25 protein-coding genes are annotated in these 24,225 nt (G+C 57.5%); 4 read left to right on the top strand and 21 right to left on the bottom strand.

The features are described 5' to 3' along the window. Nucleotides 1–108 precede the first annotated feature (108 nt). The 17 genes from VHN57_RS02515 to VHN57_RS02435 form a co-directional block, all read right to left on the bottom strand. On the bottom strand, nt 109–1,332 hold the full coding sequence (locus VHN57_RS02515; protein WP_423282641.1) for an IS256 family transposase: 1,224 nt from the start codon (nt 1,330–1,332) through the stop codon (nt 109–111). Further along, nucleotides 1,268–5,764, bottom strand: a complete 4,497-nt coding sequence (locus tag VHN57_RS02510; protein WP_423282638.1) for a hypothetical protein — start codon at nt 5,762–5,764, stop codon at nt 1,268–1,270. The genes VHN57_RS02515 and VHN57_RS02510 overlap by 65 nt, the downstream gene beginning before the upstream one ends. Next, nucleotides 5,761–6,222 (bottom strand): DUF6950 family protein, encoded by a 462-nt coding sequence (locus VHN57_RS02505; protein ID WP_423282635.1) that lies wholly within the window; start codon nt 6,220–6,222, stop codon nt 5,761–5,763. Before VHN57_RS02505 ends, VHN57_RS02510 begins: the two co-directional genes overlap by 4 nt. 13 nt (nt 6,223–6,235) lie before the next feature. Then, nucleotides 6,236–6,904, bottom strand: coding sequence for a hypothetical protein (locus tag VHN57_RS02500; RefSeq protein ID WP_048938322.1), 669 nt, complete (start codon nt 6,902–6,904; stop codon nt 6,236–6,238). Continuing rightward, the gene (locus tag VHN57_RS02495; RefSeq protein ID WP_313040261.1) at nt 6,901–7,428 is read right to left on the bottom strand and encodes a hypothetical protein; all 528 of its coding nucleotides are present in this window, start codon (nt 7,426–7,428) and stop codon (nt 6,901–6,903) included. The genes VHN57_RS02500 and VHN57_RS02495 overlap by 4 nt, the downstream gene beginning before the upstream one ends. A gap of 328 nt (nt 7,429–7,756) precedes the next feature. Further along, nucleotides 7,757–10,126, bottom strand: coding sequence for a phage tail tape measure family protein (locus VHN57_RS02490; protein WP_423282632.1), 2,370 nt, complete (start codon nt 10,124–10,126; stop codon nt 7,757–7,759). A gap of 7 nt (nt 10,127–10,133) precedes the next feature. Next, nucleotides 10,134–10,388 (bottom strand): phage tail assembly protein T, encoded by a 255-nt coding sequence (locus VHN57_RS02485; RefSeq protein ID WP_423285964.1) that lies wholly within the window; start codon nt 10,386–10,388, stop codon nt 10,134–10,136. A gap of 86 nt (nt 10,389–10,474) precedes the next feature. Next, nucleotides 10,475–10,891 (bottom strand): hypothetical protein, encoded by a 417-nt coding sequence (locus VHN57_RS02480; RefSeq protein WP_137405417.1) that lies wholly within the window; start codon nt 10,889–10,891, stop codon nt 10,475–10,477. Then, nucleotides 10,891–11,310, bottom strand: coding sequence for a phage tail tube protein (locus VHN57_RS02475; RefSeq protein WP_313040266.1), 420 nt, complete (start codon nt 11,308–11,310; stop codon nt 10,891–10,893). The genes VHN57_RS02480 and VHN57_RS02475 overlap by 1 nt, the downstream gene beginning before the upstream one ends. Nucleotides 11,311–11,380: 70 nt before the next feature. Next, the gene (gene gp17 / locus VHN57_RS02470) at nt 11,381–11,740 is read right to left on the bottom strand and encodes a tail completion protein gp17 (protein ID WP_313040268.1); all 360 of its coding nucleotides are present in this window, start codon (nt 11,738–11,740) and stop codon (nt 11,381–11,383) included. After that, a complete protein-coding gene (locus tag VHN57_RS02465; RefSeq protein ID WP_423282629.1) occupies nt 11,740–12,189 on the bottom strand; it encodes an HK97-gp10 family putative phage morphogenesis protein in 450 nt (149 codons plus the stop codon). Before VHN57_RS02465 ends, gp17 begins: the two co-directional genes overlap by 1 nt. Continuing rightward, nucleotides 12,186–12,509 (bottom strand): phage head closure protein, encoded by a 324-nt coding sequence (locus VHN57_RS02460; RefSeq protein ID WP_313040271.1) that lies wholly within the window; start codon nt 12,507–12,509, stop codon nt 12,186–12,188. The genes VHN57_RS02465 and VHN57_RS02460 overlap by 4 nt, the downstream gene beginning before the upstream one ends. Continuing rightward, nucleotides 12,506–12,970 carry a head-tail connector protein gene (locus VHN57_RS02455; RefSeq protein WP_313040273.1) on the bottom strand — a complete coding sequence of 155 codons (465 nt, stop codon included), beginning with the start codon at nt 12,968–12,970 and terminating at the stop codon, nt 12,506–12,508. The genes VHN57_RS02460 and VHN57_RS02455 overlap by 4 nt, the downstream gene beginning before the upstream one ends. A 79-nt stretch (nt 12,971–13,049) precedes the next feature. After that, complete coding sequence (locus VHN57_RS02450; RefSeq protein ID WP_313040275.1) at nt 13,050–14,165, bottom strand: phage major capsid protein; 1,116 nt, start codon at nt 14,163–14,165, stop codon at nt 13,050–13,052. Further along, on the bottom strand, nt 14,158–14,877 hold the full coding sequence (locus tag VHN57_RS02445; protein WP_423282624.1) for an HK97 family phage prohead protease: 720 nt from the start codon (nt 14,875–14,877) through the stop codon (nt 14,158–14,160). The genes VHN57_RS02450 and VHN57_RS02445 overlap by 8 nt, the downstream gene beginning before the upstream one ends. Nucleotides 14,878–14,885: 8 nt before the next feature. Further along, nucleotides 14,886–16,091, bottom strand: a complete 1,206-nt coding sequence (locus tag VHN57_RS02440) for a phage portal protein (protein ID WP_313040280.1) — start codon at nt 16,089–16,091, stop codon at nt 14,886–14,888. A gap of 7 nt (nt 16,092–16,098) precedes the next feature. Further along, nucleotides 16,099–17,538 carry a terminase large subunit gene (locus VHN57_RS02435; RefSeq protein WP_423282622.1) on the bottom strand — a complete coding sequence of 480 codons (1,440 nt, stop codon included), beginning with the start codon at nt 17,536–17,538 and terminating at the stop codon, nt 16,099–16,101. Nucleotides 17,539–17,664: 126 nt separating this feature from the next. Between VHN57_RS02435 and VHN57_RS02430 the strand changes: the two genes are divergently transcribed. Further along, a protein-coding gene (locus VHN57_RS02430) for an IS3 family transposase (RefSeq protein ID WP_148564904.1) occupies nt 17,665–18,797 on the top strand; the annotation gives its coding sequence in 2 pieces (ribosomal slippage) (nt 17,665–17,926 and nt 17,926–18,797; 1,134 coding nt in all). A gap of 111 nt (nt 18,798–18,908) precedes the next feature. Here VHN57_RS02430 and VHN57_RS02425 read toward each other — a convergent pair. Then, on the bottom strand, nt 18,909–19,142 hold the full coding sequence (locus VHN57_RS02425; RefSeq protein ID WP_423282620.1) for a hypothetical protein: 234 nt from the start codon (nt 19,140–19,142) through the stop codon (nt 18,909–18,911). An 82-nt stretch (nt 19,143–19,224) separates the two neighbouring features. On the opposite strand from VHN57_RS02425, the gene VHN57_RS02420 reads away from it, so the two are divergent. Next, the gene (locus VHN57_RS02420; protein ID WP_423282618.1) at nt 19,225–19,530 is read left to right on the top strand and encodes a YajG family lipoprotein; all 306 of its coding nucleotides are present in this window, start codon (nt 19,225–19,227) and stop codon (nt 19,528–19,530) included. Nucleotides 19,531–19,573: 43 nt separating this feature from the next. Here the strand turns inward: VHN57_RS02420 and istB are convergent, their stop codons facing one another. Together istB and istA are read right to left on the bottom strand one after the other, a co-directional pair. Continuing rightward, nucleotides 19,574–20,380: an IS21-like element helper ATPase IstB gene (gene istB, locus VHN57_RS02415; RefSeq protein ID WP_069338825.1), complete on the bottom strand. Its 807-nt coding sequence runs from the start codon at nt 20,378–20,380 to the stop codon at nt 19,574–19,576. Further along, on the bottom strand, nt 20,370–21,893 hold the full coding sequence (gene istA / locus VHN57_RS02410; RefSeq protein ID WP_086485527.1) for an IS21 family transposase: 1,524 nt from the start codon (nt 21,891–21,893) through the stop codon (nt 20,370–20,372). Before istA ends, istB begins: the two co-directional genes overlap by 11 nt. Before the next feature lie 130 nt (nt 21,894–22,023). Between istA and VHN57_RS02405 the strand changes: the two genes are divergently transcribed. Next, nucleotides 22,024–22,254, top strand: coding sequence for a hypothetical protein (locus VHN57_RS02405; RefSeq protein WP_423282615.1), 231 nt, complete (start codon nt 22,024–22,026; stop codon nt 22,252–22,254). 14 nt (nt 22,255–22,268) lie between these two features. Here the strand turns inward: VHN57_RS02405 and VHN57_RS02400 are convergent, their stop codons facing one another. Further along, complete coding sequence (locus tag VHN57_RS02400; RefSeq protein WP_423282613.1) at nt 22,269–22,676, bottom strand: hypothetical protein; 408 nt, start codon at nt 22,674–22,676, stop codon at nt 22,269–22,271. A gap of 24 nt (nt 22,677–22,700) precedes the next feature. On the opposite strand from VHN57_RS02400, the gene VHN57_RS02395 reads away from it, so the two are divergent. Beyond that, the gene (locus VHN57_RS02395) at nt 22,701–24,176 is read left to right on the top strand and encodes a KAP family P-loop NTPase fold protein (protein ID WP_423282611.1); all 1,476 of its coding nucleotides are present in this window, start codon (nt 22,701–22,703) and stop codon (nt 24,174–24,176) included. The last annotated feature ends 49 nt before the right edge of the window (nt 24,177–24,225 follow it).

Genomic DNA, 24,225 nt, shown 5'->3' with positions numbered 1-24,225 from the left:
AAGGTCGAATTCGCAGTGATTGAGGCTAGCGCAGAAGGCAAACCTCCAAAGCCCTGCTGCCAGTATCGGGACTATCAGGAATTTCGTGTGCGGCGAGGCGGTTGACCATCAGGCCGTCATGGCCCTGATGAAACGTTCGCCGAAGAGCACGGCAAATTGCGCCTTCGCCATGTTCCATTCGCGCGGTGGCATTTTCCACTCTTTTTCCGATCGGTTCAAGATCAGATAGAGCAGCTTGGTGGCGGCCTCATCACTGGGGAAATGGCCCCGGGCACGAACAGCGCGGCGAAGCTTGGAGTTCAAGGCTTCTATCGAATTTGTGGTGTAGACGATCCGCCTGACCTCATCAGGAAAGGCGAAAAATGGGATGACCTCGGGCCATGCTCGGCGCCAACTCTGGCCGATGGCGGGATAGCGCTGCCCCCAGAAGCTTGCTTCGAAGGCTGTCAGCGCTTCCTCGGCGGCCACTGCATCAACGGCACGGTAGATGGCTTTCAGAGCCATTCCGAGCGCCTTGCGATCCTTCCACGCGACGAAATCCATCGAGTTTCGCAGCAAGTGTACGATGCATGTCTGGACCATCGCTTCGGGGAAGACCGCATTGATGGCGTCGGGAAAGCCCTTGAGGCCATCGACGACGGCCAGCATGATGTCCTCGACGCCGCGGTTGCGCAGTTCATTCATGACGCGCAGCCAGAATTTGGCGCCTTCATTCTGTTCCAGCCATAGCCCCAAGATTACCTTGGTGCCGTCGGCCATGACGCCCAGGGCGATGTGGATAGCTTTATTGCGGACCATGCCCTCATCGCGGATCTTGACCCGGATCGCATCGAAGAAGACCAGCGGATAGGCCGGGTCCAGCGGGCGTTGCTGCCAGGCCGCGACTTCCTCCAGCACAGCGTCGGTGATCGTGCTGATCAGATCGGGCGAAGCATCAATGCCATATAGTTCGCGCAGATGACCCGTGATCTCCCGGGTGCTCATGCCGCGCGCATACATCGAGATGATCTTGTCGTCGAAGCCGGGGAAGCGCCGCTGGTATTTGGCGATCAGCTGCGGATCGAAACTGCCGGCTCGATCGCGCGGCACCTCGATCTCGATCCGCCCGCTGTCGGTCGTCACCGTCTTGCGACCATAGCCATTGCGGTTGTTGCCGACCTGGTCATTGTGCCCGAGATGATGATCCATCTCCGCGTTGAGGGCCCGTTCGGCAAAAGCCTTCTTCAGGGAATCGAGCAAGCCGCCCTGGCTGAGCGCCGCCGCCGCGTCAGTGCCGGCCAGCAACTGATCGAGAATGTCGTTCGGTATCGAGGGTTCTTTCCGTCGTGACATATTGGGTCTCCTTGTTGCCCATTATGCCTCGCCGCACACGAAATTCCTGATAGTCCCGCCAGTATCTGCCGTCCTGTTGAAAATCCGACGGCATCTGAGCAGCCGCGCTTAGCGTCGCCGCGACATTGCTCGAATTGGCGGCCGTAGCGCTATTCCCAGCATTGGTTGATGAGGACGCGGCATTAGACGCGCTAGTCGCCGCAGACGATGCGCTACCAGCGGCTTCACTCGCCTTGGTCGACGCGGTGTTGGCCGACTGTGTGGCGCTATTGGCGCTGTTACCTGCTGCGCTTGCCGAGGTGCCCGCAGCACTTGCCGAAGTCGCCGCAGCCGATGCGCTTGCCGCAGCGGCATCAGCGTCCGTGATGTCCGATATGGCAATGCTGGTTGCCCGAACGTCGTGGCCGGTCGCGTTATCTGGGCCGTCACTCACGATGAATGCACGAAGACCAACGATATCAGCCGGGACTGTAACGATTCCATCGACGGTAGTCCAACTGGACGATCCCGCGCTTGATCCGGTGACGAAATACCAGAAGTTGGTCCCTGCCGCGTTGACGGCGTTTATGCCGATCCTGCCTAGATACGAGCCATAGGCAAGGACATACCCGGTGATCCGCAGCTTCCGCGCCGTGGTGAAGGGCCATGCGATCAGGTCACCTTCTGCTGAGTTACGGTTCGTCGTGCGCAGGACGCGCGACGCGCCATCCGGCGGCGTAATCGTCGTCGTGATAGTGGTTACATTACCGGACCAAGTTCCGGTCGAACCATCGCTGAAAATTCCTTTCCGGACCAAATTGCCGGTTGCATGGCTGGCCGCAACGATAGCCTGTGCCGCCGCCGCGCTAGCGCTATTGCCAGCAGAGGAAGCGCTGGTCTGAGCGTTATTGGCGCTTCCCGCAGCAGCGGTAGCACTTCCACCGGCCGCGTTCGCGCTGTTTGCCGCATTGTTCGCTGATGTCGCGGCAGCATTTTTGGATGCGTTGGCGTTACTCTCGCTCGTGGCCGCCTGACTGGCGCTAGCGCTGGCCTCGCCTGCCTTGGTAGCTGCGCTCGTGGCCTGCGTAGTCGCCGTCGATGCGGACTGATTTGCCTCAGTGGCCTTGGTCGATGCCGTCGAAGCGGACGTCGCTGCCGCCGAAGCGGAATTACCCGCGCTCGTTGCCGATCCTGCCGCCGCCGTCTGTGACGTTTTGGCAGCATTTTCCGATCCCTTGGCATTACTCTCACTGGTCGCGGCGTTGGTCGCAGAAGTGCTTGCCTCCCCAGCCTTTGTTGAAGCATTGGTCGCGCTGGTCTGCGCCGCCGTGGCCGATGTGCCCGCTGCGCCTGCCGACGTTGCCGCCCCCGACGCGCTTGTGGCTGCCGCCGTGGCCGATTTTGACGGAGCAAGACCATCAGGCCCCACGACCCGGATCGAATGGATTAGGAACGAGCCGCCAGACGCGGAATCAAGATCGAAGCGAAGCGCCGAAATGGTGCTGCCGAGCCAGTCAGCCGAACCGATTGCGGAAGTCAGATCGAACGTCAGTTGCGTGCGCTGATTGAGCGGCGGGTTGGCGACCGCCAACGGCGAACACCTATATCCAGCCGCGTAACTATGGCCTGCGGTGGCCCAGAACATCATTAGATCAGCGGCATTGCTTGTGGAGGCCACTGTGCGCGTCAAATCCACTATGACGCGCGTGTAGCGTGATCCCGCGATAGAAAGGCCGGTGCGGATCAACTGGGGGTCGCCACCAGTCTGCGCATATAGCAGCCCATTTGACTGACCGGTCAGCGAGCCACCAATAGCTGTGAAGCCATTGACCGCGTTGTTCGCAAAGTCCCATGCGTGGGCGACATCGAGATAGGCTGCATTTTCAGCGCCAGCCTGTGCGGTGACGGCCGAACCGGATGCGGCTGACGCCGAGTTGCCCGCTTCGGTCGCCTTCGTCGCTGCCGTCGTCGCGCTCCCTGCGGCAGCCGTAGCCGAATTACTCGCGTTGGAAGCAAAGGTCTGCGCATTGTTTCGAGCGCTTTCCGCCGCGCCTTGCGCCGCCACCGCCGCATTTTTGGCACTGGTTGAATTTGCAAATGCAGCCTCTGCGTCGGCCTTTGCTGTCTGCGCGGCGGTCTTTGCTGCATTGCTATCGCTCAATGCGGTTCCCGCATTTGCCGCTGCCGTCTGGGCTTGATTGCGTGCCGTTTCCGCCGCTGCCTTGGCCGCTGCCGCAGCGCTATTTGCCGTTTCCGCCTGCTGCTTTGCTGTTGCCGCGTTTGAAGCCGCACTGGCAGCGTTGGCCTCATGCTGGGCCGCTGCATCAGCGCTGGCCGCCGCCGATGCGGTCGAACCATATGTGTCGACAAGCTCGTCGATCAGTCCTTCGGCCGCAACGACTGCTGCGGATATGTCGCGAGTTCGAATGATCTGGCCATCGCTTCCCGTGATGGCGTCGACCACGTTTTCGGCGGGCTGACTACCGACATAAGTGCCCTCCGGCGCGCCTTCAGTCGCACGATCATCGGGCTTGTTTTCACCAACGATGACATTGCTGTCCCACTCGATGAACGCCGACGATGCATCGACATCATTGACGACCCAAGCGCTGTAAACGCCACTGTCCATGCGATATCGCAGCCGAACGTTGATGACCGCAGCAGGGACATTTGACGTAAAAGTGAAGGTGCCAGCGCTCGCGGCATGCCGCGCCGCCTGCTCGGTCCAAGACGAGGTTGTAGACGGCTTGGATTCAATCTGGACGCCACGAACGCGCCCCGAATTCTCCGCCGTCCAAGTGACGGTGATCTCGCTGACCGGATAGCCATCCGCGCCCTTTATAGTCTGGCTGGTGACCGCCATACCTTCCGGCGAAATGGTGGCAGATGGATCGTAACCCGGCGGCCGGATCGAAGCAGGAAGCGGCTTTTCCTCCCGATCCCACGCGTAAATCTCGCTGCTCTCTTCCCGCAGCACCATCTGAAAAAGCAGGTCATGATTTTCGGTCTGCTCGAGAACGCGGAATAGCTTCCGGTTCCAACCTTCCTGCGGCAGCGACAAGGTGACCAACGACCCCACGGTTGCGGCGAAAGCCAACGGCCCAAATGTCGCGCTGAAGACGCCGGGCGTCTTTGCCTCACGAAGGAGGAACTGCTTGGCGATGCGCTGGCAAGTTTCGGCCCGTGATACCAGACCGAGGTCAATGGTCATGGTGCGCGGGACGCCATCGTTCAGCGCATCGGTTTCGATCGCGCCCCAGTCTGATAGCTGATACTGGTTATTGGGATCGGAGAACCGGCCACGCGCAATATTGTAAGTCTCGCGCGCAGGCGGGACCGGTATCCATGAATATGGTGCGGGAGAACCGGGCGCTGCGACGAGGTGATCAGCGGTGAAATCGACAGTCGGACCGAGCGTGTCATCAAAACCGCCAATGATCGTGTATCGACCACCAACGTCAGTCAGCTTGCACGACCCCATCGCAGCGGTCAGCGCAAGAATGATCGTTTCGTGGCTATCGGCGGTCGAGAATGATCCGTCAGCGGTGTAGCGCTGGACGGTCGTGCCATCCTGAAGAGCAACACGTTCTTCGCAAAGATTAGCGTAATCGCGAAAGTTATCCCAGTCGATGCGGTCAGATGGGACGCCCATCCCCCACACCAACTTGCCGTTGATCCGATATCCGATCAGATACGTCGCGAGAGCAAGCGCCGGGTTGCGCCCTATCTCGACAGAGCCATCATAGAAGGACCATGTCGCCTGATTGGCGATGCGGTGCGCACCCGTGCCGCCATTGCTGCTATCACGGCGCGGATCATAAAGCGGGCAACCGTCGACGACGAACGTGGTCTTCGAAGGAAGGCCAGATTCCCATACATCGCCATCGAGTTTGAACGTGATCGCCGCATAGGCACAGCCCGTGAAAGTTGCGGTCGAGGTCCAATATTGCCCAGAACCAATGGCAGAACCGTTGGTGCTGGTGCCTTCCAGAACAGCACGGAATGACCGGACACCGGCGCGATATTTGCCGGTGATTGAACCGGCCCACGTCAGTTGCTCCTCGACATACCATGACCGCAGGGCATGGATGCGGTGGGATGCCAGCGCGACAATCTGGCTGTAACCATCCTTCTTCGTCGAAGGCAGGTCATGCTCTTCAAAGAAGCGGATATCGTTGCCCGCTGCCGTGCGACCAAAAATAATCTTACGCGGCGCAGTTGGATTGATGCTGCTATTGAGCCGTTCCGCCATCGATTGGGAAAGTGAAGGCGGCTTTACGAACAACGTGGTGGCAATCGCCATCGCCGCGCTGATCGCCAAACCGACACCTGCGGCAGCAACCGTGCCTGCCGTAATTGCCGCAATTCCGAGCGCGCCCGCAATCGGCGCTGCGAAAACAATGAGGGCAGCCGCGACCACGACCATCGTGGCAATTTTTACGACCTTGCTCATGCGGCCACCTCGGCGGTGGCCACAGCCTCAAACGGGACAGAAAAGGCGTATTTGCAATCTGCGGTGGGAAGCGCGGTCAGGCCCTGATGGCCAAATATTTCCCCGACAAACCAGCTAAAACGCCCCACGCAAACGCCGACCGTGGTCCGATCGAGCATGACGATGTCGCCGCGCTGCGCCTGCGCGACGGGTTTTGGATCACCCAGCCACGCGCGCACGGTTTTGAGAAGCGTTCCCGCACCGTGCTGACGCAGGGCCTCCATTGCCCCCTTTTCATCGGAATATGCGCCGCGCAGAGCGCCCGCCGGATCAACGCCGCACATGGCTTTGATGGCGCTGGAGGCGAACAGCGCGCAGTCATTCTGCCCCCACTTGAATGGTTCATCACGAAGGCGATCGATGAGGGTGCGCAGCCGATCTTCCCAATCGGCCGCGCGAGAGATGGTGGAAACTTCCATCCCATATTTAGCATCAGCGTATCTGGTCTATGACCGCCTGCGACTGCTGCATCGCCGGAAACAAGGCAGCCCAGCCAGTTGGTTTATAGACGGTTACATCACCGTTCGCGATAGCGACCGCGTGCTTCTGACTGGTATCATTCGGATCAAAACGCGGCTGATCGAGATATGTCGAATTGGTCGCTGTGCTGATCAGGCTGGCATGACCTTCGATAGTTAGCGTCAATGTGCGCATGGTGCCATCGGCTTGAATCTCCAGCTTATCCATTGCCCCCGATCGGACTCGGCGGAATATCCAAGCAGGTTCGGCCAATGGATCGCTTGGCTGAAGCATAATCGCGCGCCAGAATGTTGCCGGGCGCGCGCGCCATTCATCCGGGTAGGCGGATGCGATAGCGATCTCGTCCGATGGCGCAGATGGGATTGCCAAGCTAATCGTGAGAGCTTCCGACCCAGTGTAGGAAAAGCTGTTATCGCCAATTTGAACGACGACGCCGTTGGCCAGCGGTTCGAACATATTGTTATCGAGCAGACTGTCGCCCGAACCTTTGACCAAAATCGGATGCGATCCAGTCCAGAGGAAAGCCGGGCCTGTCGAGAAATCGAAGCGCGCGAGAAGCGCAGTGCGGATACCGGCTGCTTCCAGCGCATCGAGAAACTGTTGATTGGAGCCGGGTCTCATTCCACCGCCTCCTTGGCGACGATGGTTCCGAAATCTGGAAGACGATCTGGGGTAAGCGTGTATCCGTTGCCCTCGCTTGCCGAGAGGCGGAAAAGTCCTTCCGGCGAGGTAAAATCAACGGCGGCACCGGCATTGAAGTTTGCTCGCAATGGCGTCGAAAATTCTACGATGCATCGACCGTTCGCGTCAGCTTGACTGGGTGCAGTGATAATCCGCAGCAGTTGAGTGCCAAGCTGGAAAAGCTGCCCAACCCGCAGCCCGGAAGCGGAATTTGCGGGCCATCCCGCCAGCCTGACCGCTGACGTATCTGCAAAAGCAGACTGCGCAAGCGTTCGTCCAGTGAGCGCACTGGCATATGCTTGCCGTGGTGAATATCGGAACGTTCCAACTTGACCGCTAAGACTGTCCAACCATGCGGCGCACTTTTCGGCGTCAGCCGCAGTCATTCGTGGCCAAGTGAATTCAAGCTGCCATTGGCTGGCGGTATTAACAGTTTGCTGCTTGAGCGTATAGGGCGACGCCATCGCCGCCTGTCGAAACAATGGCGTAAGTCGTTCGGTAGCCGGTGCCTTTGGCGGCAGCGCAATCGGATAGGTTGGCATCCGATATTTAGCTGAAACCTTGACCTACATCGCGTTCATGCTATCGGCAGCGCCGATCCTGACCGGCGTTTGCAATCGGTTGGCCGGTCAGGATCGCCCACGTCTGACATTAGAACGGAGGTTGATAGGTCAGATGCATGAGACTGCTCTGGACTTCATAATATATGCGATCGTTCTCATTATACTTGCGCTTGCATTCAAGCGCCTCAAGCACATCGATTAAGCATATCACATAATTTTCAAATACTTATTACATGCCCGGACGTCGCAATTTCGTAAGTGTTGCTGATGTCGCCTGCTGCGTTATGAGCGGCATCGCATCCATAATAGCCTGACTGGCCATCAGCCGCACCCCCGCTGGATCGTTGCTGGTGATCGATCCAAAATTGATCGTCGGCCCGGATCGCCCGCCACCACGCACGCTTGCAAGAGCATGATTTGGGATCGTGTTAGCTGTATTGCCCACATTGACAATTTCCGGCCCACGCTCGCCAACCAAATAGGCACCTGCGCGGGTTAGGCCGCCATTGGCGCGCGCGCCGCTCATGAACGATGTAAAGCCGCCACCCATCACGATATCGCCACCACCGGTACCACCTGCGATCGATCCGGTGATCGAGCCAAGCAGCGATCCGAACAGGCTGCCGATTGGTGCCAAAATTGCCTGCTGAAGCGCGATATCCATGATCTTGTCGATGATCCGGTCACCCATCGCATCGAAGGCGTCGGCCAGCGACCCTGCGCCCTTCATCGCCTCTCGTAGTCCATCGTTGAGCGAACCCAGCCCATCAACGGCCGCACTTTCCATGCTCTCGCGGATTTCATCGCCCGTGCGCGGAATGCCGTCGAGATAGACGCCCAGCGGCCCCATCGTGTCACGCCTGATACCCGCTGCATCGTTGGCCTTGAGGCGATCCAGAACGCCAAGACGCGCCTGCGCAATCTGCTTTTCCGCATCGGTGCTGGTCTTGCTGGCAAGGATCGCGTCGAGCGCCAACCGCTCTTGCTGATACTGGAGATCGAGCAGGCGTAGACTGATTGCACGGCGATCGGCCTGTGACCGGGCCAGACCCGATTGCGATGACAACAGGTCCATATCATTGGACAGGCTGGACTGGCTAATCGCCAACTGCTGGCGCGCCACCTCCTCGTTTTCGCGCAGATTGACGAGGTCGAACTTGGCGTAAACCACCTTATCTTCGAGCGCCTTTAGCGCATCTGCCTGCGCCAGCGTGTATTTGCCATCGAGCGCATCCTGATCGATTGCCGCCTTGCGACGGTTGCTTTCGATAGCCAGCATCTCGCGCTCCAACGCAGACTGCTCAACGATATCACTGGTTAGCGCCTGCTTGGCCGTCAATAGGCTGACATTGGCTGCATCGATATCGCTGTCGTAAGCAAAAAGGGCCTGCCGCGCTTCCTTGGCGAGATCGGCGGCCGATTTACCACTGGACTTCTTGCCACCAGCGATGGGCGGAAGCGTGCCCGCGCTATCGCCCCCACCGGCCAGCAGTTTGGCCGCCGCCGCCTCTTCCTTGTCCAACGCAGCAAGCCGCGCATCGATAACCTTGATCCGCGCTTCATTCTTTTTCGATTGGGGCGATCCCTTCCCGATCGCGTCGGCATCAATGCCAACCGCCGCCAGCAGCGGGTTCTTGCCATTATTCTGGTCGATCAGACCGGCGCGTTCGCTTCTAAGGCGCTGCCGTTCGCCTCTGCTGTTATAGCCGATCAGCGCCCCACCAATGCCGCCTGCAATAGCGCCCGCCCCCGCACCGGGGAGACCACCCGCCAGACCACCAGCAATGCCGCCGCCAAGAGCGCCCATGATCGCCATGGCCGCTGTTGGATTCTGCCCCCAGAATTGCGCCATTGCGCCCGCGATCTTGATGACCTGATCGGCCAGATTGCCAATGGCGTCGGCGTTCTGGATAATTGCGGATGCGAAACGGGCGTCCAACGTCATCTTTAGCGTGTCGAGCCTATCGTTGATCTGACCGGCATTTCGCAACAGGTCATCACCGAGCACGATGCCAAGATCGTCGGCCGCGTCGGCGAATTCGTCGAAGCCCTTCGCGCCTTCGCCCATCAGCGCGGTCAGCGTTCCGGCGCTTTTGCCAAAGACCTGCAACGCCGCTGCATTCCGCTGCGAAACGGTCGGCAGCTTGCTGATGCCGTCTATGGTTTCGCGCAGCGCGGTGTCGAAATTGCTGGAGGTGACGCCAAGGTCGCGGAACGTCTCCCCCATCGCCTTGCCGCCGCTCTGTGCGGTGCCGAGGTTCTTTGCGAATTTCTCCAGCGCACCATCCGCAGACGCGAAGTCACTTCCCGTCATCTGGGCGGCGTATCGGAGTTCCTGAATGGATTTGGTTGTCGCGCCGGTGCGGTCGGCAAGGTCAACGATATCATCGGCATAATCGAAGGCGGCTTTGGAAGCGGAGACGAAGGCGTCGACCGACATGACCGCGATCAGGCCGCCGACCGCCTTCTTTGCGCCATCCATCGCTGACGCTATCGCCCTGTTCGTGGCCTGAGATTGCGCGGCCGCCTGCCGCATACCATTGATGAATTGCGCCGCTTCCAGCGCCATATTGACGGTGAGTGTGCCGAGGTCTGCCATCGACTATTTAGGCAGCGTCCCGGCTATCCTGACCGGTCAGCTTCGCCGAGAAGAAGGCATCAATCTTGTCTTCCAGTTCATCAGCCGTAGGCGCGGCACGGCGGCGCAACTCAGCGGTCCAGTCGGGATCGCGATCAAACCAATCCGGTTCGTTTTTGCCATCATAGGCGTTGAATAGGATGGACACGATATGGCGCGCACGATCGTCCTCAACCGCGCAACCGAATGGCTCCACATCATAGAAAGCCATCCATTCGGTCAGTTCGTCATCGGATAGTGAGGCGGACAGTTCCTCGACCGTCCGCCCCAGCGCCAGAGCAAGGCGGAAAAGAAACCGCCGCTCAGGATTTAGTCGGAATTTTTTTTTAGATCGGTGAAGCTGACCGGTTTGACCTCGTTGACCTGCTGGATCGCCATGTGGATCGCAACCAGTGTGGCGTAGGACAGGTCACGAAAGCGGTCATGATCGCTGAGGTCGAAAAGCTGATCGCCATTGTCGTCCACGATAGAGTGGATGAAGTTGATGATCGCAGCGTCGAAGCGCTCGACCTTCTCGACGCCGGTTCGCTCATCGTCGGGCAGCGCCTGATCGCGCTCATACTCCTCGACTGCATCGGCATTGATCGTATCCGCGTCGAGCAGTGCCATCCGCGACCGTAGGGTGTGCGCCCTTACATTAAGACGCACACCCCACTCTTCCACTTCAACCTCGCGAACCTTTGGCTTTGCCGCCGCAAAAATCGCTTCCTTGTTCAGCTTGGCCATCAGGGGGTAACCGTGATCTTCTCGACGAGGCCGCTGATTTCCATACCAACCGTCGCACCCATGACAGCATCGACACCACCGCTCTTTTCGAAGGTCAGAACAGCAGCGCTATAGGCAAAGGCCTTGTTATTGCGCATCACAAGGCGAGCATCGATCAGGTCACCGGACAGACGCGCCTCTTCCAGAAACTGCTGCCCCGGATCGCTCTCGATATAGTTGAGGGTAAGCGAAATCTGCCCCTCATCCGGCAGGCCGATCAGCTTTTCCTTCGCATCGCTGTCGAGGTCGGAGACATCGACCACAGCGGCCGAACCGCCCCCAAGGCCCGAAAAGTCCTTAAAACCTTTCACCTGAATCCAGTTCTCTCCATCCTTTACTTCAAGCCGCGTCTTGCGCGCGAGCATTGCGCCATTAGCCATCTAATAAACTCCATAATGTGCGCAAATCTGCGCGTTACGGAGTATTTATTCAGGCAGGCACCAGCGCCGGTCAGATGGCGGCGAAGAACAGGAACGTCATCATGACGCGATACAAAGTCGCTTCCGTTGTTTCGTCGATCATATCGGTTTCATTGATGAACGTGACAGAGTGGACCTGTTCATCATCCCAAATCGCCAGATGATCGCGAATATCATGCGCCAATTCTTTCGCCGCCAAATATGACGGGTCATAAACATCGATCTGCATGACGACCCAGCCCATATCGCCAACACCGTCGAGGTCGTCCTCCATCTGGGTAGACAGGCGATTATAGATGACGGCGGGCGTGTCATAATTGGTTGGGGCGCGGCCCGGATATAGCTGCGGCGCAAGATCAGCCAGTCGAGTGACGAGAGCGGTTTCCAACATTACACGCCCGCCTTCGTCAGGCGACGATCCAGAATGGCCCGCACGCGATCCACCGCATCCTCGCTCGCAAGCGCAAAGCCAGTGCGGAAAAATGGATTGGGCGCATTATGGATCGAGCCAAATTCGACCATGCTGGCGTGATATGCATCGCGGCTGACCACGACCGCGTTGACGACCTTGCCTGCCTCCGCCTTGACCTTGCGAACCTTGATGTTGTTGACGATCTTGGTGTGCGCCTCCTGCACGACCGTGCCGTTTTTGCGCTTCCGGTTGCGTGTCGATCCTTCCGCATCAGGACCGATCGGCGCACCCTCCTTAATTTTCTTCTGGATCACGCCCGCGCCCGCACGATTGGCCGACTGACCGATCTTGGTGGCGATATCGTTGGACAGCGACTGCATCCGCGCTTCCAGCGCCGCAAAGCCTGTGGTGGTTACGCTGACGGTCATGCGCCCACCCCCTCGACGGTCAGGACCATCGTGGTGCGGCGATCAGGCTCATCAATGGCGGTGATGGCGTAGGTCTGCTCATCGATCTGGACACGATTGGCGGTCGACAGGCCGGTGCGAAAACGAATGAGATAGCGCCCCGCCGGGACCGTCTCTTTGCCAGCGCTACGGGCAACATCCGTAGTGCGCAGTTCCAGCCGTTGACCATAGGTTGAGGCGGTCACGGTCCATGTCGAACGTTGCTGACCAGCGGCATCCCGCGTGACGGTCTGGGTCATGATGTCGATGCGTCGATCCAGCGCGCCCGCGTCGATCTTCACAGGGCCACCCGGATAAAAGGGGCGCATAGGCGCTTGATCGTCTGGAAAGCCGCGTCACTGATTTCGTTGCGACTATCGTAGGCAGCACCAACGTAGACGGCGATTGCGTGACGCAGGGCGGTCGGGATGGCCTCTTCATTAGTCCAGCCAGCGCTGATCGACACTACCAGCGGAACCACCTCGACATTGATGTCAAGGTTGCCGCCGACGACCGCACCAGCGTCTGTCTGCGCGATATTGCTGATCGGAACGGAATAGCAGCCGGTAGCGGTGAAGCTGACTTCATATTCCGCCGACACGACATACAGGCCTGTCAGCCCAGCGATATGGTCGACGGCCGCGCCAAGCAGCAGGTCTAGGGTTGCCTGATCGACATCGGCATCCAGCCGCAGCCATTCGCGAAGCTGGGTCGACGATATAGCCGGAAATGAAGGGGGAGAGGTGCGGACAACAGTGGTCATCCAATATTTATCTGCGCACAAAAAAGCAGGGGCCGGAACGCGTCCGACCCCTGCCCCATCCTTGGAGAATGTCCGCCTCTTACGAGGCGGCGATCTTGAGGAACTTCACGGCTTCGGTGTCCATGAAGGTGCCGCCAACGCGCTTGGTGAAGTAGAAGCAGACCGAAGGCTTGTTGGTGTAGGGGTCACGCAGAACCGTGGTCCCGGTAACATCCGCGATGAGATAGGCCTTCTTCAGATCGCCGAAGAAACCAGCAATTGCTCCAGCGGCGATATCAGGCGTGTCTTCCAGTTCGTTGACCGCATATCCCAGCAGGGTAGACGGCTGACCGGCCTGATAGCTCGGCTCCAGCATATAGCGGCCGTTGGCATCCTTGAACGAGCGGATCACGCCAATGGTCGAGCGGTTGAAGCCCCAGCTAGAATCAGGACGGTAGCCCGCCTTAAGCGACTGCGTCATTTCGATCAGCTTGTCCGGGTTGGTCAGGGCCGCAGCAGCGCCAGACGCGATATGCTGGACGGTGCCGAAAGCGCGAGCAGAATCTTTGGTAGCTGCTGTCGGTGCGGTCAGAAGACCCTTGGGCTTCTTCACGCCATCACCGATAAGGAAGGCCGAGCCTTCCGCGCGAGCAAATTCTGTTGCAGCTTCGGAAGTGATGAACGCTTCGGCGTCAAACATCGCGTCATGGAGGTAGTACTGCGTGATGAAGGCATTGGCATAAAGTTCGCCGAACGACGGGGTCAATTCCACGAACTTCGGAGTTGCGGTTTCGGGGCGCGCATCGGTTTCGCCAACCCAGCCGGAGCCAGTGCCACCGACATTGTGCAGCTTCGAATATTTGTCCGAACTGACGCTAATGACGGTTGCGAGCGAACGCATATCGCTCACTTCCACCAGACGGTTGGAAATGACATTGTCGACGACTTTCGGCACAGCGTAGCCACCATTGGCGTTATCAGCCACCGACATTGACTTGGTTTCGCCCGATCGCAGGAACGAGTTGAAAGCACTCTTACCCTCGACGGCTTCAGCGTCGATTTCCGGGCGATTGCCGGTCTTGAACATGTCGCGCATCTTGGCCTCAAGATCGCACATCGCATCATTCAGGCGGGTCTGCGCAACTTCATCATTGCGCGTCAAAGCGGACTTGAATTCATAGTCCAGCTTGTTCAGTTCATTCGTAAGATTATCCATGGTTCTCCTGTTGCAATTTCAGACGCAAGGTTTTCACGGCCTCAATTGCCGCAAGATATTTAGCTTCCTTCTCGGTTTCCTCGGACGGCTCCTCGATATCCTCTTCGGCATCGTCGACTTTCGATTCCTCATCCGCATCGGCAGTTGAAACGAGACGCAACTTGAGCGTCTCGACCTGTTTCATCAGCGCATCAAAAGCCGCGCCAATATCATTGTCATTTTCGGGCAAAATATTCTCCTTAACTTCGGAAATTCGGTTTAGTGGATTTGCGGGAAACGTCACGACACTGACCTCCCAAAGGTCGACCGCCTTGAGGTGGCGGATGGTGCGACCATCTTCGCGGACAATCTCGAAATCGACGGTCGTGTATCCGATCGACAGACCATTGACCGCGCCGGACTTGACCGCCTGATAGGCATCACGCCCCGCCTGCGTATCAAGGAAGCGCCCGGTCATCTTGAGACCTTCTTCGCTGTCCTCCCAGTCGATCCAGACACCAATCGGCAGCGCTTTTGCGTCATGGTTCCAGAGCATCGCGGGCTTCGTTGCGGCGGCGTCATGCTCGGTCATCGTGGCGGCAAAAGCACCCGGCAGCACGATATCGCGGTAACCGTCGACATTGTTGTAATGGGCAGCGAGACCAGTGAAGGTCATCTCGCCATCATCGACGGCTTTGATTTCGATCCGGCCCGAAAGCGTTTTGATTTCCATGATGGTATTTATGCAGGCGGCCGATCTGCGCCGCCGTCGTTGCCTCCAAAGAGATTGGCCGCTGGCGCAAGCTGATCGGCCGCCGGATCGGCGCTGCGCTCGAAACCTTCCATCTCGCGGATTTCGTTGGCGGACAGGACACCAATGGCCCGCCCGATCTGGTAATACTGCATCCGCTCGACCGCCGTGCCACGCAAAAAGTCCCGATTATCAAGGACAATCTGATAACCTTTCGCGCGCTCCTTCTGTGTCAGCAGCGTCTTGTTGGCTGACTGGACGAACCGGGTGTGCCAATGCGCGTCAGTGTCAGCATCGTGGGCGATATGGGCCTGCTCGACGCTGGCGTAGGACTGGCTGCCAGCGTTGTGGAACAGTTTGGTAGGGCTGACGCGAAAGAACCGACAGATTTCCTCAATCTGGAACTTTCGCGCTTCGATGAACTGGGCCTCATTGGCGGTGGACCCGAGGGGATGATACTGGAAATCACCCGTAAGCAGCGCTGTTTTATGCGCATTGCCGGTGCCGCTATATTGCTGCTCCCATGACCGCTTGAGGTCGGCGCGCTGTTCCGGTGTCAGGGTGCCGTTCGTGGTGAGAAGGCCCGCTGGGCGCGCGCCATTTTCGAATAATTTCGCCCCATATTCTTCCTGATGGCGCGCCAGTTTGATTGCAGACCGGGCCTGATCGAGCATTGAAAGGCCGGTGTAGTCTTTGGTCGCCGGGCCTTTCTGATGCCAAATCTCGTCGGCAGGCATCTCCATCCCAAAGACGAAGTATTTGACCTGTGTGCCCAGCCGGGACGAGGTCGGAACGACCTGCACATAGTGCGGATCGAGCGGCAAGATTTCGAGGATATTTCCGTTCGGTGCGCGATTGAGCCAGCTATAGGCATTGCCATCGAGAGCCATATGATAGCCCTGCATTTCCCGGAATTCATACGCGGTCTGAAGATCGTTGGGGGAGGCGTTGAGCAGATAATAGAGCGGATGAGCGGCTGCATGCTCGCCATCCCGCGTCACATAGCAGGGAGGGAGTGCCAGCCCCTCAGCGATGACCCTCGCACATCCGTAAACAGCGCTAACTGCGGCGTTCAGGTCGATGCGCTGATCAGCAATGATGTCTTTGCGAATGTCCTCCGCAGAACGCGCAGTTGGCAGTGACGATTTCGTTTCGACGTCGGTCAGCCAGTCCCAAGTTTTTGTCCAAAATCCCATCCCATATTTAGTCGAACCATTCGATGGTCGGCGCTGTTACTGGCGCTGGGATGATATTGGATGCAGCAAACGCCATAAGCGCCGCGACCATAGCGTCGATTTTCTGTTCGCTGTTCGGGGCGGGTTTGACTGGAACGCGCGTTACACCTCTATGGTTTGCGCAGATGTTCGCGGCGCACCAATTCAGCACCGCATTATCGGGATGAACCAGTTTCCCGTTTTTCAAATCTGCTTCGAAATCATCCATGGCGATGGTCCATTCGCCACGGTTGTTCGCCTGCCAGATTGAAGTTTCATAACCCTGCGCGGCAAATTTCTGACGGCTGTTTTCGCCCTGCCAAGGATCGAACACGATCATCTGAGTATCGAAATATTCGACCAATTTCGAAAGCTGGGCTTCGATTTCCGCAAAGTCACTGGCATTGCCATCGGTGACGATCAGTTCCTGCGATGACATCCAACTTGCATAGGCAGTGGCGTTGCGACCACCGTCGATAGCGCCCTGTGGCAGAAAGCTGAACGGGAAGATCGCCCGCTTTCCATCATCGGTTTGGACCACCACGCTGATGGCGGTCAAATCCTGCTTGGTGGACATATCGACGCCGATCCACGCAGGGCGGCCTTCGAAGTCTTGATAGTCGAGCGATGGGTTAGCGGCATTGGCCCAATCGTTCTGATTGAGCCAGCCAGCGGCCGATGCGATCCATTCGTTCAGATGCTTGGTCCGCATCGCGGCGGCATTGGCCGGTGACTGGATTGCCTTGGCTAACTGAGTGCGAAGGTATTTCTCCCCGACCGATATATTCAGGCCGGGGTTAGCTTTGATCCAGCTATCGAAGTTGCGCCAGTCATCACCGGCATCGATGGTGTAGATGGCGACGAACACGGTATCATCGACAACGTCGCCACGCAGGACGCCTTCAGCCGTCAACTGTTCAGTGCGGCAAACGCCAGCGATATTGAAACCGGCCGTGGTAATCATGAGCAACAACGGCTGCTGCCGCGCACCCATGCCGGTCCTAAATGCCTGCACCTGCGTGTCATCTTTGGCCTGATGAAGTTCGTCCGTGATGGCGCAGTGAGGGCTGGAACCATCCTTGGTCTTGCCGATCACTGGTGTAAATGACTGGCCGGTAGCTTCGACAAAGATGGATTTGGCCATCACTTCGACACCAAAGGAGTCAATGAAGCCGGGTGACTGCTGGGCCATCAGCCGCGCCGGTCGAAACACCTCATTGGCCTGCGCCAGATTGGTCGCACCACAATAGACTTCCGCGCCTGCCTCACCATCCGCAAAGCACATGTAGAGGCCGATGGCGGACGCGAACGCCGACTTGCCCATCTTCCTTGGCAATAGGCAAAACGCTTCACGGAACCGGCGCAGCCTGTCATCAGCGTTGAGGAAGCCGAACAGGTTCGCGACGATCCAGACCTGATAGTCGGCCAATAGGAATGGCTGTCCAGCCCACTGACCCTTGATATGGACCAGAGGTGGCCTGGAGAATCTGCACACTGAGATAATTGGATTTTCTGCCTCGGAGCAGCCAGGAAGGCTGCGAGACAGGAGCAGAGAATGAGCAGACGACCCCGGCGCAACCACAGCCCGGCATTTAAGGCGAAGGTGGCGCTTGCCGCGATCAAGGGCGAGAAGACGCTGGCAGAGCTGGCGCACGACTATGATCTGCATCCCAACCAGATCACGACGTGGCGCACGCAGTTGCTCGAAGGGGCGGCGGGCGTGTTCGGCTCGGAGAAGGCGTCGGACGAACCGGCCGTCGACGTGAAGACGCTTCACGCCAAGATCGGCGAACTGACGCTGGCCAATGATTTTTTGGAAGGCGCGCTCGGCAAGGCAGGTCTGTTGCCGAGCGCAAAGCGATGATCGATCGAACGCACACCTTGCCGGTGAAGCGGCAGGCGAAGGAACTGGGGATCAGCCGGGGCAGTGTCTATTATCTGCCGCGGCCGGTTTCATCCGAAGACCTCGCAATCATGCGTCGCATCGACGCGTTGCATCTGGAGTTCCCGTTCGCAGGAAGCCGGATGATGCGCGACTTTCTTCGTCAGGAGGGCATCACGATCGGCCGCTGCCATGTCGCGAGCCTGATGAAGAAGATGGCGATCGAGGCGGTCTATCGCCGTCCCAGCACTTCCAAGCCGGCACCAGGACACAAGATCTACCCCTATCTCCTGCGCAAGCTTCCGATCGTGAGGCCCAATCAGGTTTGGGCGACAGACATCAGCTACATCCCCATGGCCAAGGGGTTCGTCTATCTCGTCGCCATCGTCGACTGGTTCAGCCGCAAGGTTCTCAGCCACCGGATCTCGATCACGCTGGAGGCCGACTTTTGCGTGGAAGCGCTCGAGGAAGCCCTGGCGCGCTATGGCAAACCGGAGATTTTCAATACGGACCAAGGCAGCCAATTCACGAGCCAGGCCTTCACCAGTGTGCTGATGCGAGAAAAGATTGCCATCAGCATGGACGGCCGCGGCGCCTGGCGCGACAATGTCGTGGTCGAGCGGCTGTGGCGCTCAGTGAAGTACGAGGAAGTCTACCTGCACGCCTACGCATGCGTCAGCGAAGCGCGCAGTTCGATCGGCCGATACCTGGGCTTCTACAACGCCCGGAGACCTCACTCGAGCCTCGGCGGACGTACGCCCGATCAAACCTACTTTGACAATCTGCCACAGGCCGTGGCAGCGTGAATTGGCCGCGACTTGCGGGGCGTCACTCCGGCCGGGCTACGCCCGACCTCCATGACGCCCCGCAGGCAGCAGCTTGAACAACCAAACCGCAGACGATCCACTTATCAAACGTCAAAGGCTGTTCAGACAAACCGAGCCACTTCTGACCAGCGCTTCCATGAACGCGCAGGCATGGTCGATATGCTCGACGCTGAAAATCAGGTCGGTTCGGTTGAGGTCGTCAAGGGTGCGCTGACATGCTGCGCGCATCTGCCAGCAGGCGGGTATCTTGCCGCTGACGACGCGTTTGGCGTAATCGATCGCGCGCGACGCATATGAGCCTTTTGGATAACGTTTAGCTTTCACCCATTATTTAGGGCGAAGGCAGTTGCGATCGTAACATGGTTATGCAATCCGACCCGTGGTTACTTTACCAATTGGGGGGATTATGAAGTCCAGTTTGAAGCTTTTTAGCGTTGCAAGTGCAGTTTTTCTGACCGGCTGCTCGGCCGCGCCGCTCAACTTCACGCCGTCGAACGTGGCCCGCAGCACGCATAGGCTCGACGCTGCACTGATTTCGACTAATGTGACTGTGGCATCCAAAGATGAGCAAACCGGGAAGATGAACACCGCAGGCGCGGAAGCCGACGTTGCCAGCCTTTGGAAAAGCACACTGGACGATGCGCTCGTTCGCATGGCGCTGTTCCGGGACGATTCCCCGCGCAAGCTTTCCCTGATTGTTGATTTCCACTGAGAAGTGACCCGGGTTTTCCATCGAGAAGTGACCCGTCTGCGGATTATGTTTCGGGTGTCATGGGTGGGTCAACCCGTGGTTTTCTCCTTTGGGTTCTGGCCTGCTTGGCAGAGCTGTTTTTGAAGCGGAAGCTATCGTTGCCGGTCTCCAGGATGTGGCAGTGATGGGTAAGCCGATCGAGAAGCGCCGTGGTCATTTTGGCGTCGCCGAACACGGTGGCCCATTCGCTGAAGCTCAGGTTTGTGGTGATGATGACGCTGGTGCGCTCGTAGAGTTTGCTCAGCAGATGGAAGAGCAGCGCGCCACCTGAAGCACTGAACGGCAGATATCCAAGCTCATCCAGGATAACGAGATCGGAGTGCAGGAGGCGATTGGCGATCTGACCGGCCTTGCCCTGTGCTTTTTCCTGCTCGAGCGCATTGACCAGTTCGACCGTCGAGAAGAAGCGGACGCGCTTTCGATGATGTTCGATGGCCTGGATGCCCAGCGCCGTTGCCACATGGCTCTTGCCGGTGCCAGGACCGCCGACCAGCACGATATTGTCGGCGATGTCGATGAAGTCGCAGCGATGCAACTGACGCACTAGAGCTTCATTGACCTCGCTACTGGTAAAGTCGAAGCCGGCCAGATCGCGATAGACAGGGAAGCGCGCGATCTTGAGCTGATAGGCCACAGACCGAACCTCCCGTTCTGCTGTCTCGGCTTTGAGCAACTGGGAGAGGATCGGGATGGCGGCTTCGAAGGCTGGAGATCCCTGTTCCATGAGATCGGTGACGGCCTGCGCCATGCCATGCATCTTGAGGCTGCGGAGCATGACGACGATGGCGCCGCTGGCAGGGTCATGACGCATGACGCTTCTCCTTGCGCAGATCATCATAGCGTTCGACATTGGCCATCGGCTCGCTGACCAGTTTGAGCGCCTGGGGCGCCGTCACCGGCGGCGTGGAGATCGGTTTTCCGTCGACCAGCCTATAGAGCAGATTGAGGATATGGGTCTTGGTCGGAACGCCAGCCTCCAGCGCCATGGTGACCGCCGTCAGCACCAGTTGCTCATCATGATGAAGAACCAGCGCCAGTATTTCGACCATTTCCCTGTCGCCGCCGGGATTGCGCAACAGATGTCGCTGCAGACGCTGGAACGCATCGGGTAGCTCAAGGAAGGGCGCTCCGTTGCGCAGGGCGCCGGGTTTGCGCTGCACGACCGCCAGATAATGGCGCCAGTCATAAACCGTATGACCTGGACCGTCGTGAGAGCGGTTGATGATGCGCTGATGTGCGCAGATTGGCTGCCCCTCGGCGACGACCTGGAAGCGATCAGGATAGACGCGCAGGCTGACAGTGCGATTGGCGAAAGAGGCCGGTACGCTGTAGCGATTGCGCTCAAAGTGGATGAGGCAGGTCGGCGATACCCGTTTGCGATATTCCACAAAACCATCGAAGGGCCTGCCCGCAACCATCAGACACTCAGATTCATCGGCCCAGGCATTGGCAACCGACCCGGGTTCGATCCCGTGAGAGATGTCCTCCCATAACGCCTTGCAGCGCTCCTCCAGCCACAGGTTCAGCGCATCAAGGCTCTCGGCCTGCGGCGTGGGTTGCCACAGACGGTGCCGCGCATCCTGGACATTCTTCTCGACCTGCCCCTTTTCCCATCCCGCAGCCGGGTTACAGAACTCGGCTTCGAACAGATAGTGGCTGACCATCGTCAGAAAGCGTGCGTTGACGGTGCGTTCCTTGCCACGCCCGACCTTGTCGACGGCCGTGCGCATATTGTCATAGATACCCCGGCGCGGCACGCCGCCCAGCACGCGGAAGGCGTGATTATGGGCGTCGAACAGCATCTCATGGGTTTGCAGAAGGTAGGCGCGCACGATGAATGCCCGGCTGTAACTGAGCTTGAAGTGCGCGACCTGCAGCTTGGTCCGAACCCCGGCAATGATTGCCCAGTCCTCACTCCAATCAAACTGGAAAGCTTCCCCCGGCGCGAACGACAGGGGCACGAATGTCCCACGCCCGCCAATCTGTTGCTGGCGCCGATAATCTTCGCGCCAGTCCCGAGCAAAAGCGGCAACCCGGTTGTAGGATCCTTCATAACCCAGGCTCACCAGATCGGCGTGAAACTGCTTGATCGTGCGCTTCTGCTTGCGCGATCGGCCCATCTCGCGCCGCAGCCAGGCCGCCAGATGCTCAGCAAATGGATCCAGTTTGCTTGGTCGATCAGGCACCTTGAATCGCGGATCGATCGTCTCGGACCGCAAATATTTGCGGATCGTGTTGCGTGATAGTCCGGTGCGCCGCGCTATCTCCCGGATCGGTAGATGATCGCGAAAATGCCAGCGCCGGATAACGCTCAATAACGCCATGTCCAACACTCCATATACCCTCGCTTGCCAAAGCCAGGGACGAGTTCAACATGGGTCAATTCTTAGTGGAAATTTACGCCCTACCCGGGTCACTTCTCAGTGGAAATCAACATCCCTGATCGTCAAAATCTTGGAACTGGATATCCAGAGCTTGGGATACAAAGCTGCGACCACGGCAACCTACGAATTGGTTGACCGTAACACCGGGCAGACGGTCTACTCGACGAAAATCCAGACCCATGGTGGCGCGTCGGACTATGTAGGCGTAAATCGTTCGCGCAAGTCGGGCAGCCGTTCCGTTCAGGCGAACATCGAGGAATTCCTGCGGCAGATTGAAACCGCACAATTGCCTCAGATTTGAGCGGCACCGCCCCTTTAGCGTGGCCGAACGCTGAAGGGGCTGGCCTTTACCGCACCATCCTGCGCGATCTTCGCCAAGCGGGACTTAGCTCCAGCGATAGACAACAATTCCATCTGCTTGCGCAGTTCTGATCGATAGGCCGCGTTCATGGGTGCCCCTTCCCGCACTGATTGGATGAACACCGCCATCGTTTCGCAGTATAGGGCGAACGCGCCCGCATCGATGCTAGTCGCCCCCGTCGCCACGACCTTCTCTAGATCAGCCGCCCATACCGCCCTGCCCGCTTCGCTCATCCAGTCGGGCTGGATTGGGATGTCGCGCTCAACCGCCGCGATGGTCGTAGTCCTGCCATCGACGCACTGTTTGAAAGTGCCAGCCAATTTCTTGCGTTGAGGGTCAGTCAGTTTTTTGCCACGTTGCATCAGGTATTTATGATGGATAGCTGCATGAGCACGAACCCGACGAACCCATGGGACAAAGACAAGCTGGACCGTGAAGAAGATGGAAAACACTTAATACGACTACTGCGCGAGCGCTACGAAGCTCGCGCAAAGACTGGTGATGTGGCATCCTATATATTAAACCTTGACGCAGCGTGGGGGGAAGGAAAGACCTTTTTCATACAAGCCATTGCTCAAGATTTGTCAGCACAAGGGCATCTTGTCGCTTACGTCAACGCTTGGCAAGACGACCTCTCATCTGACCCACTGACAACCGTTATGGCGGCAATGAATGCGGCAATTTCACCGCAGATCGAGAAAGATTCTCCGGCTTCACGGGCTTTTGAAAAAGCTAAGGGGCAATTGGGAATTGTCGCGGCAGAGGCATCAAAACAGTTAGCTGTTCACCTATTGAAGCTAGCAACAGGCATTTCCATCGATAAAATTTCGAATGCGCTGCAAGCAGACAACACCAATATTTCACCAGAAGTTTCCTCAATTTCGGAGGTTGGAGAAGATATTGTTGAAAAAGTGACGGAGAAAGCGGCCGACACACTCATCAACCAGCGCCTTGCAGCCCATGAAAAAGCCACAAAATCTATCGAGGAATTTCGCGGAAAATTTGCCGAGACACTAAAGAAAATTCATGAAGAGAAATCTTTACCTCTTCCACTTTTCGTATTTGTAGACGAACTCGACCGTTGTCGCCCCACATATGCGATAAAGCTATTGGAAGAAATTAAACATCTATTTCAAATAGATGGCATCGTTTTCGTTGTATCCACAGACAACGATCAACTATGCCACTCTATTAAAGCCATTTATGGATTGGAATTTGATGGAAAAAAATATCTCAGAAAATTCTTCGATAGGACTTTTATATTCAGGCCTTCGGACCGACGGAAGTTTATTGAGCATATATTTAGCCATAGGGGTATAAATATAGACGATATTTTTTGGACAACGCCAGCAAATTTTCCGCCTATACTTGTCTTAACTAGCTGGGCAGATCACTTTCGCCTCAGCCAACGAGATTTAGTTCAGTGTGCTGAAATTATTATCACTGCTTATACGTCTTGGCCTTACCCTATAAAATTTGAACCGGTCCGCTTTCTCGCGATAGTTTGGGCAATTTTTTCTGGAAAGCCGTCTGATGCGGCGGCGGTAGACAAGGGAATCAATGAATCAACTTCAGCAGAACTATCAAACTGGAAAATAACCACTTACATTCACGACAGGCAAACAGGCGAGCTTGCGCCAAAAAATCACAGTGCCAAAAGTTACATAAACACCTTCAGTCAGATTATGAACAAAAGTCTAAGCTCTTTTCTCTACGGCAGAGATGCAAACGATTGGCGAAATTTCTTCGCCCTAGAATATGACGAGATTTTTCAGAAAAATGCAAAAGAACTACCTCACGATTACAAAAGCGTTTCCATCTTCTATAAGGATATGATTGTTGCAGCTGGCCATTCTATATGATGGCGAATTTTAATTCGGAAACGTGAGAAAAAACCTGATCGGCGGTTAT

It is taken from the genome of Sphingobium salicis subsp. salicis (assembly GCF_049472635.1).
GTDB lineage: Bacteria > Pseudomonadota > Alphaproteobacteria > Sphingomonadales > Sphingomonadaceae > Sphingobium > Sphingobium yanoikuyae_A.
This window is presented reverse-complemented; position numbering and strand designations above follow the sequence as displayed.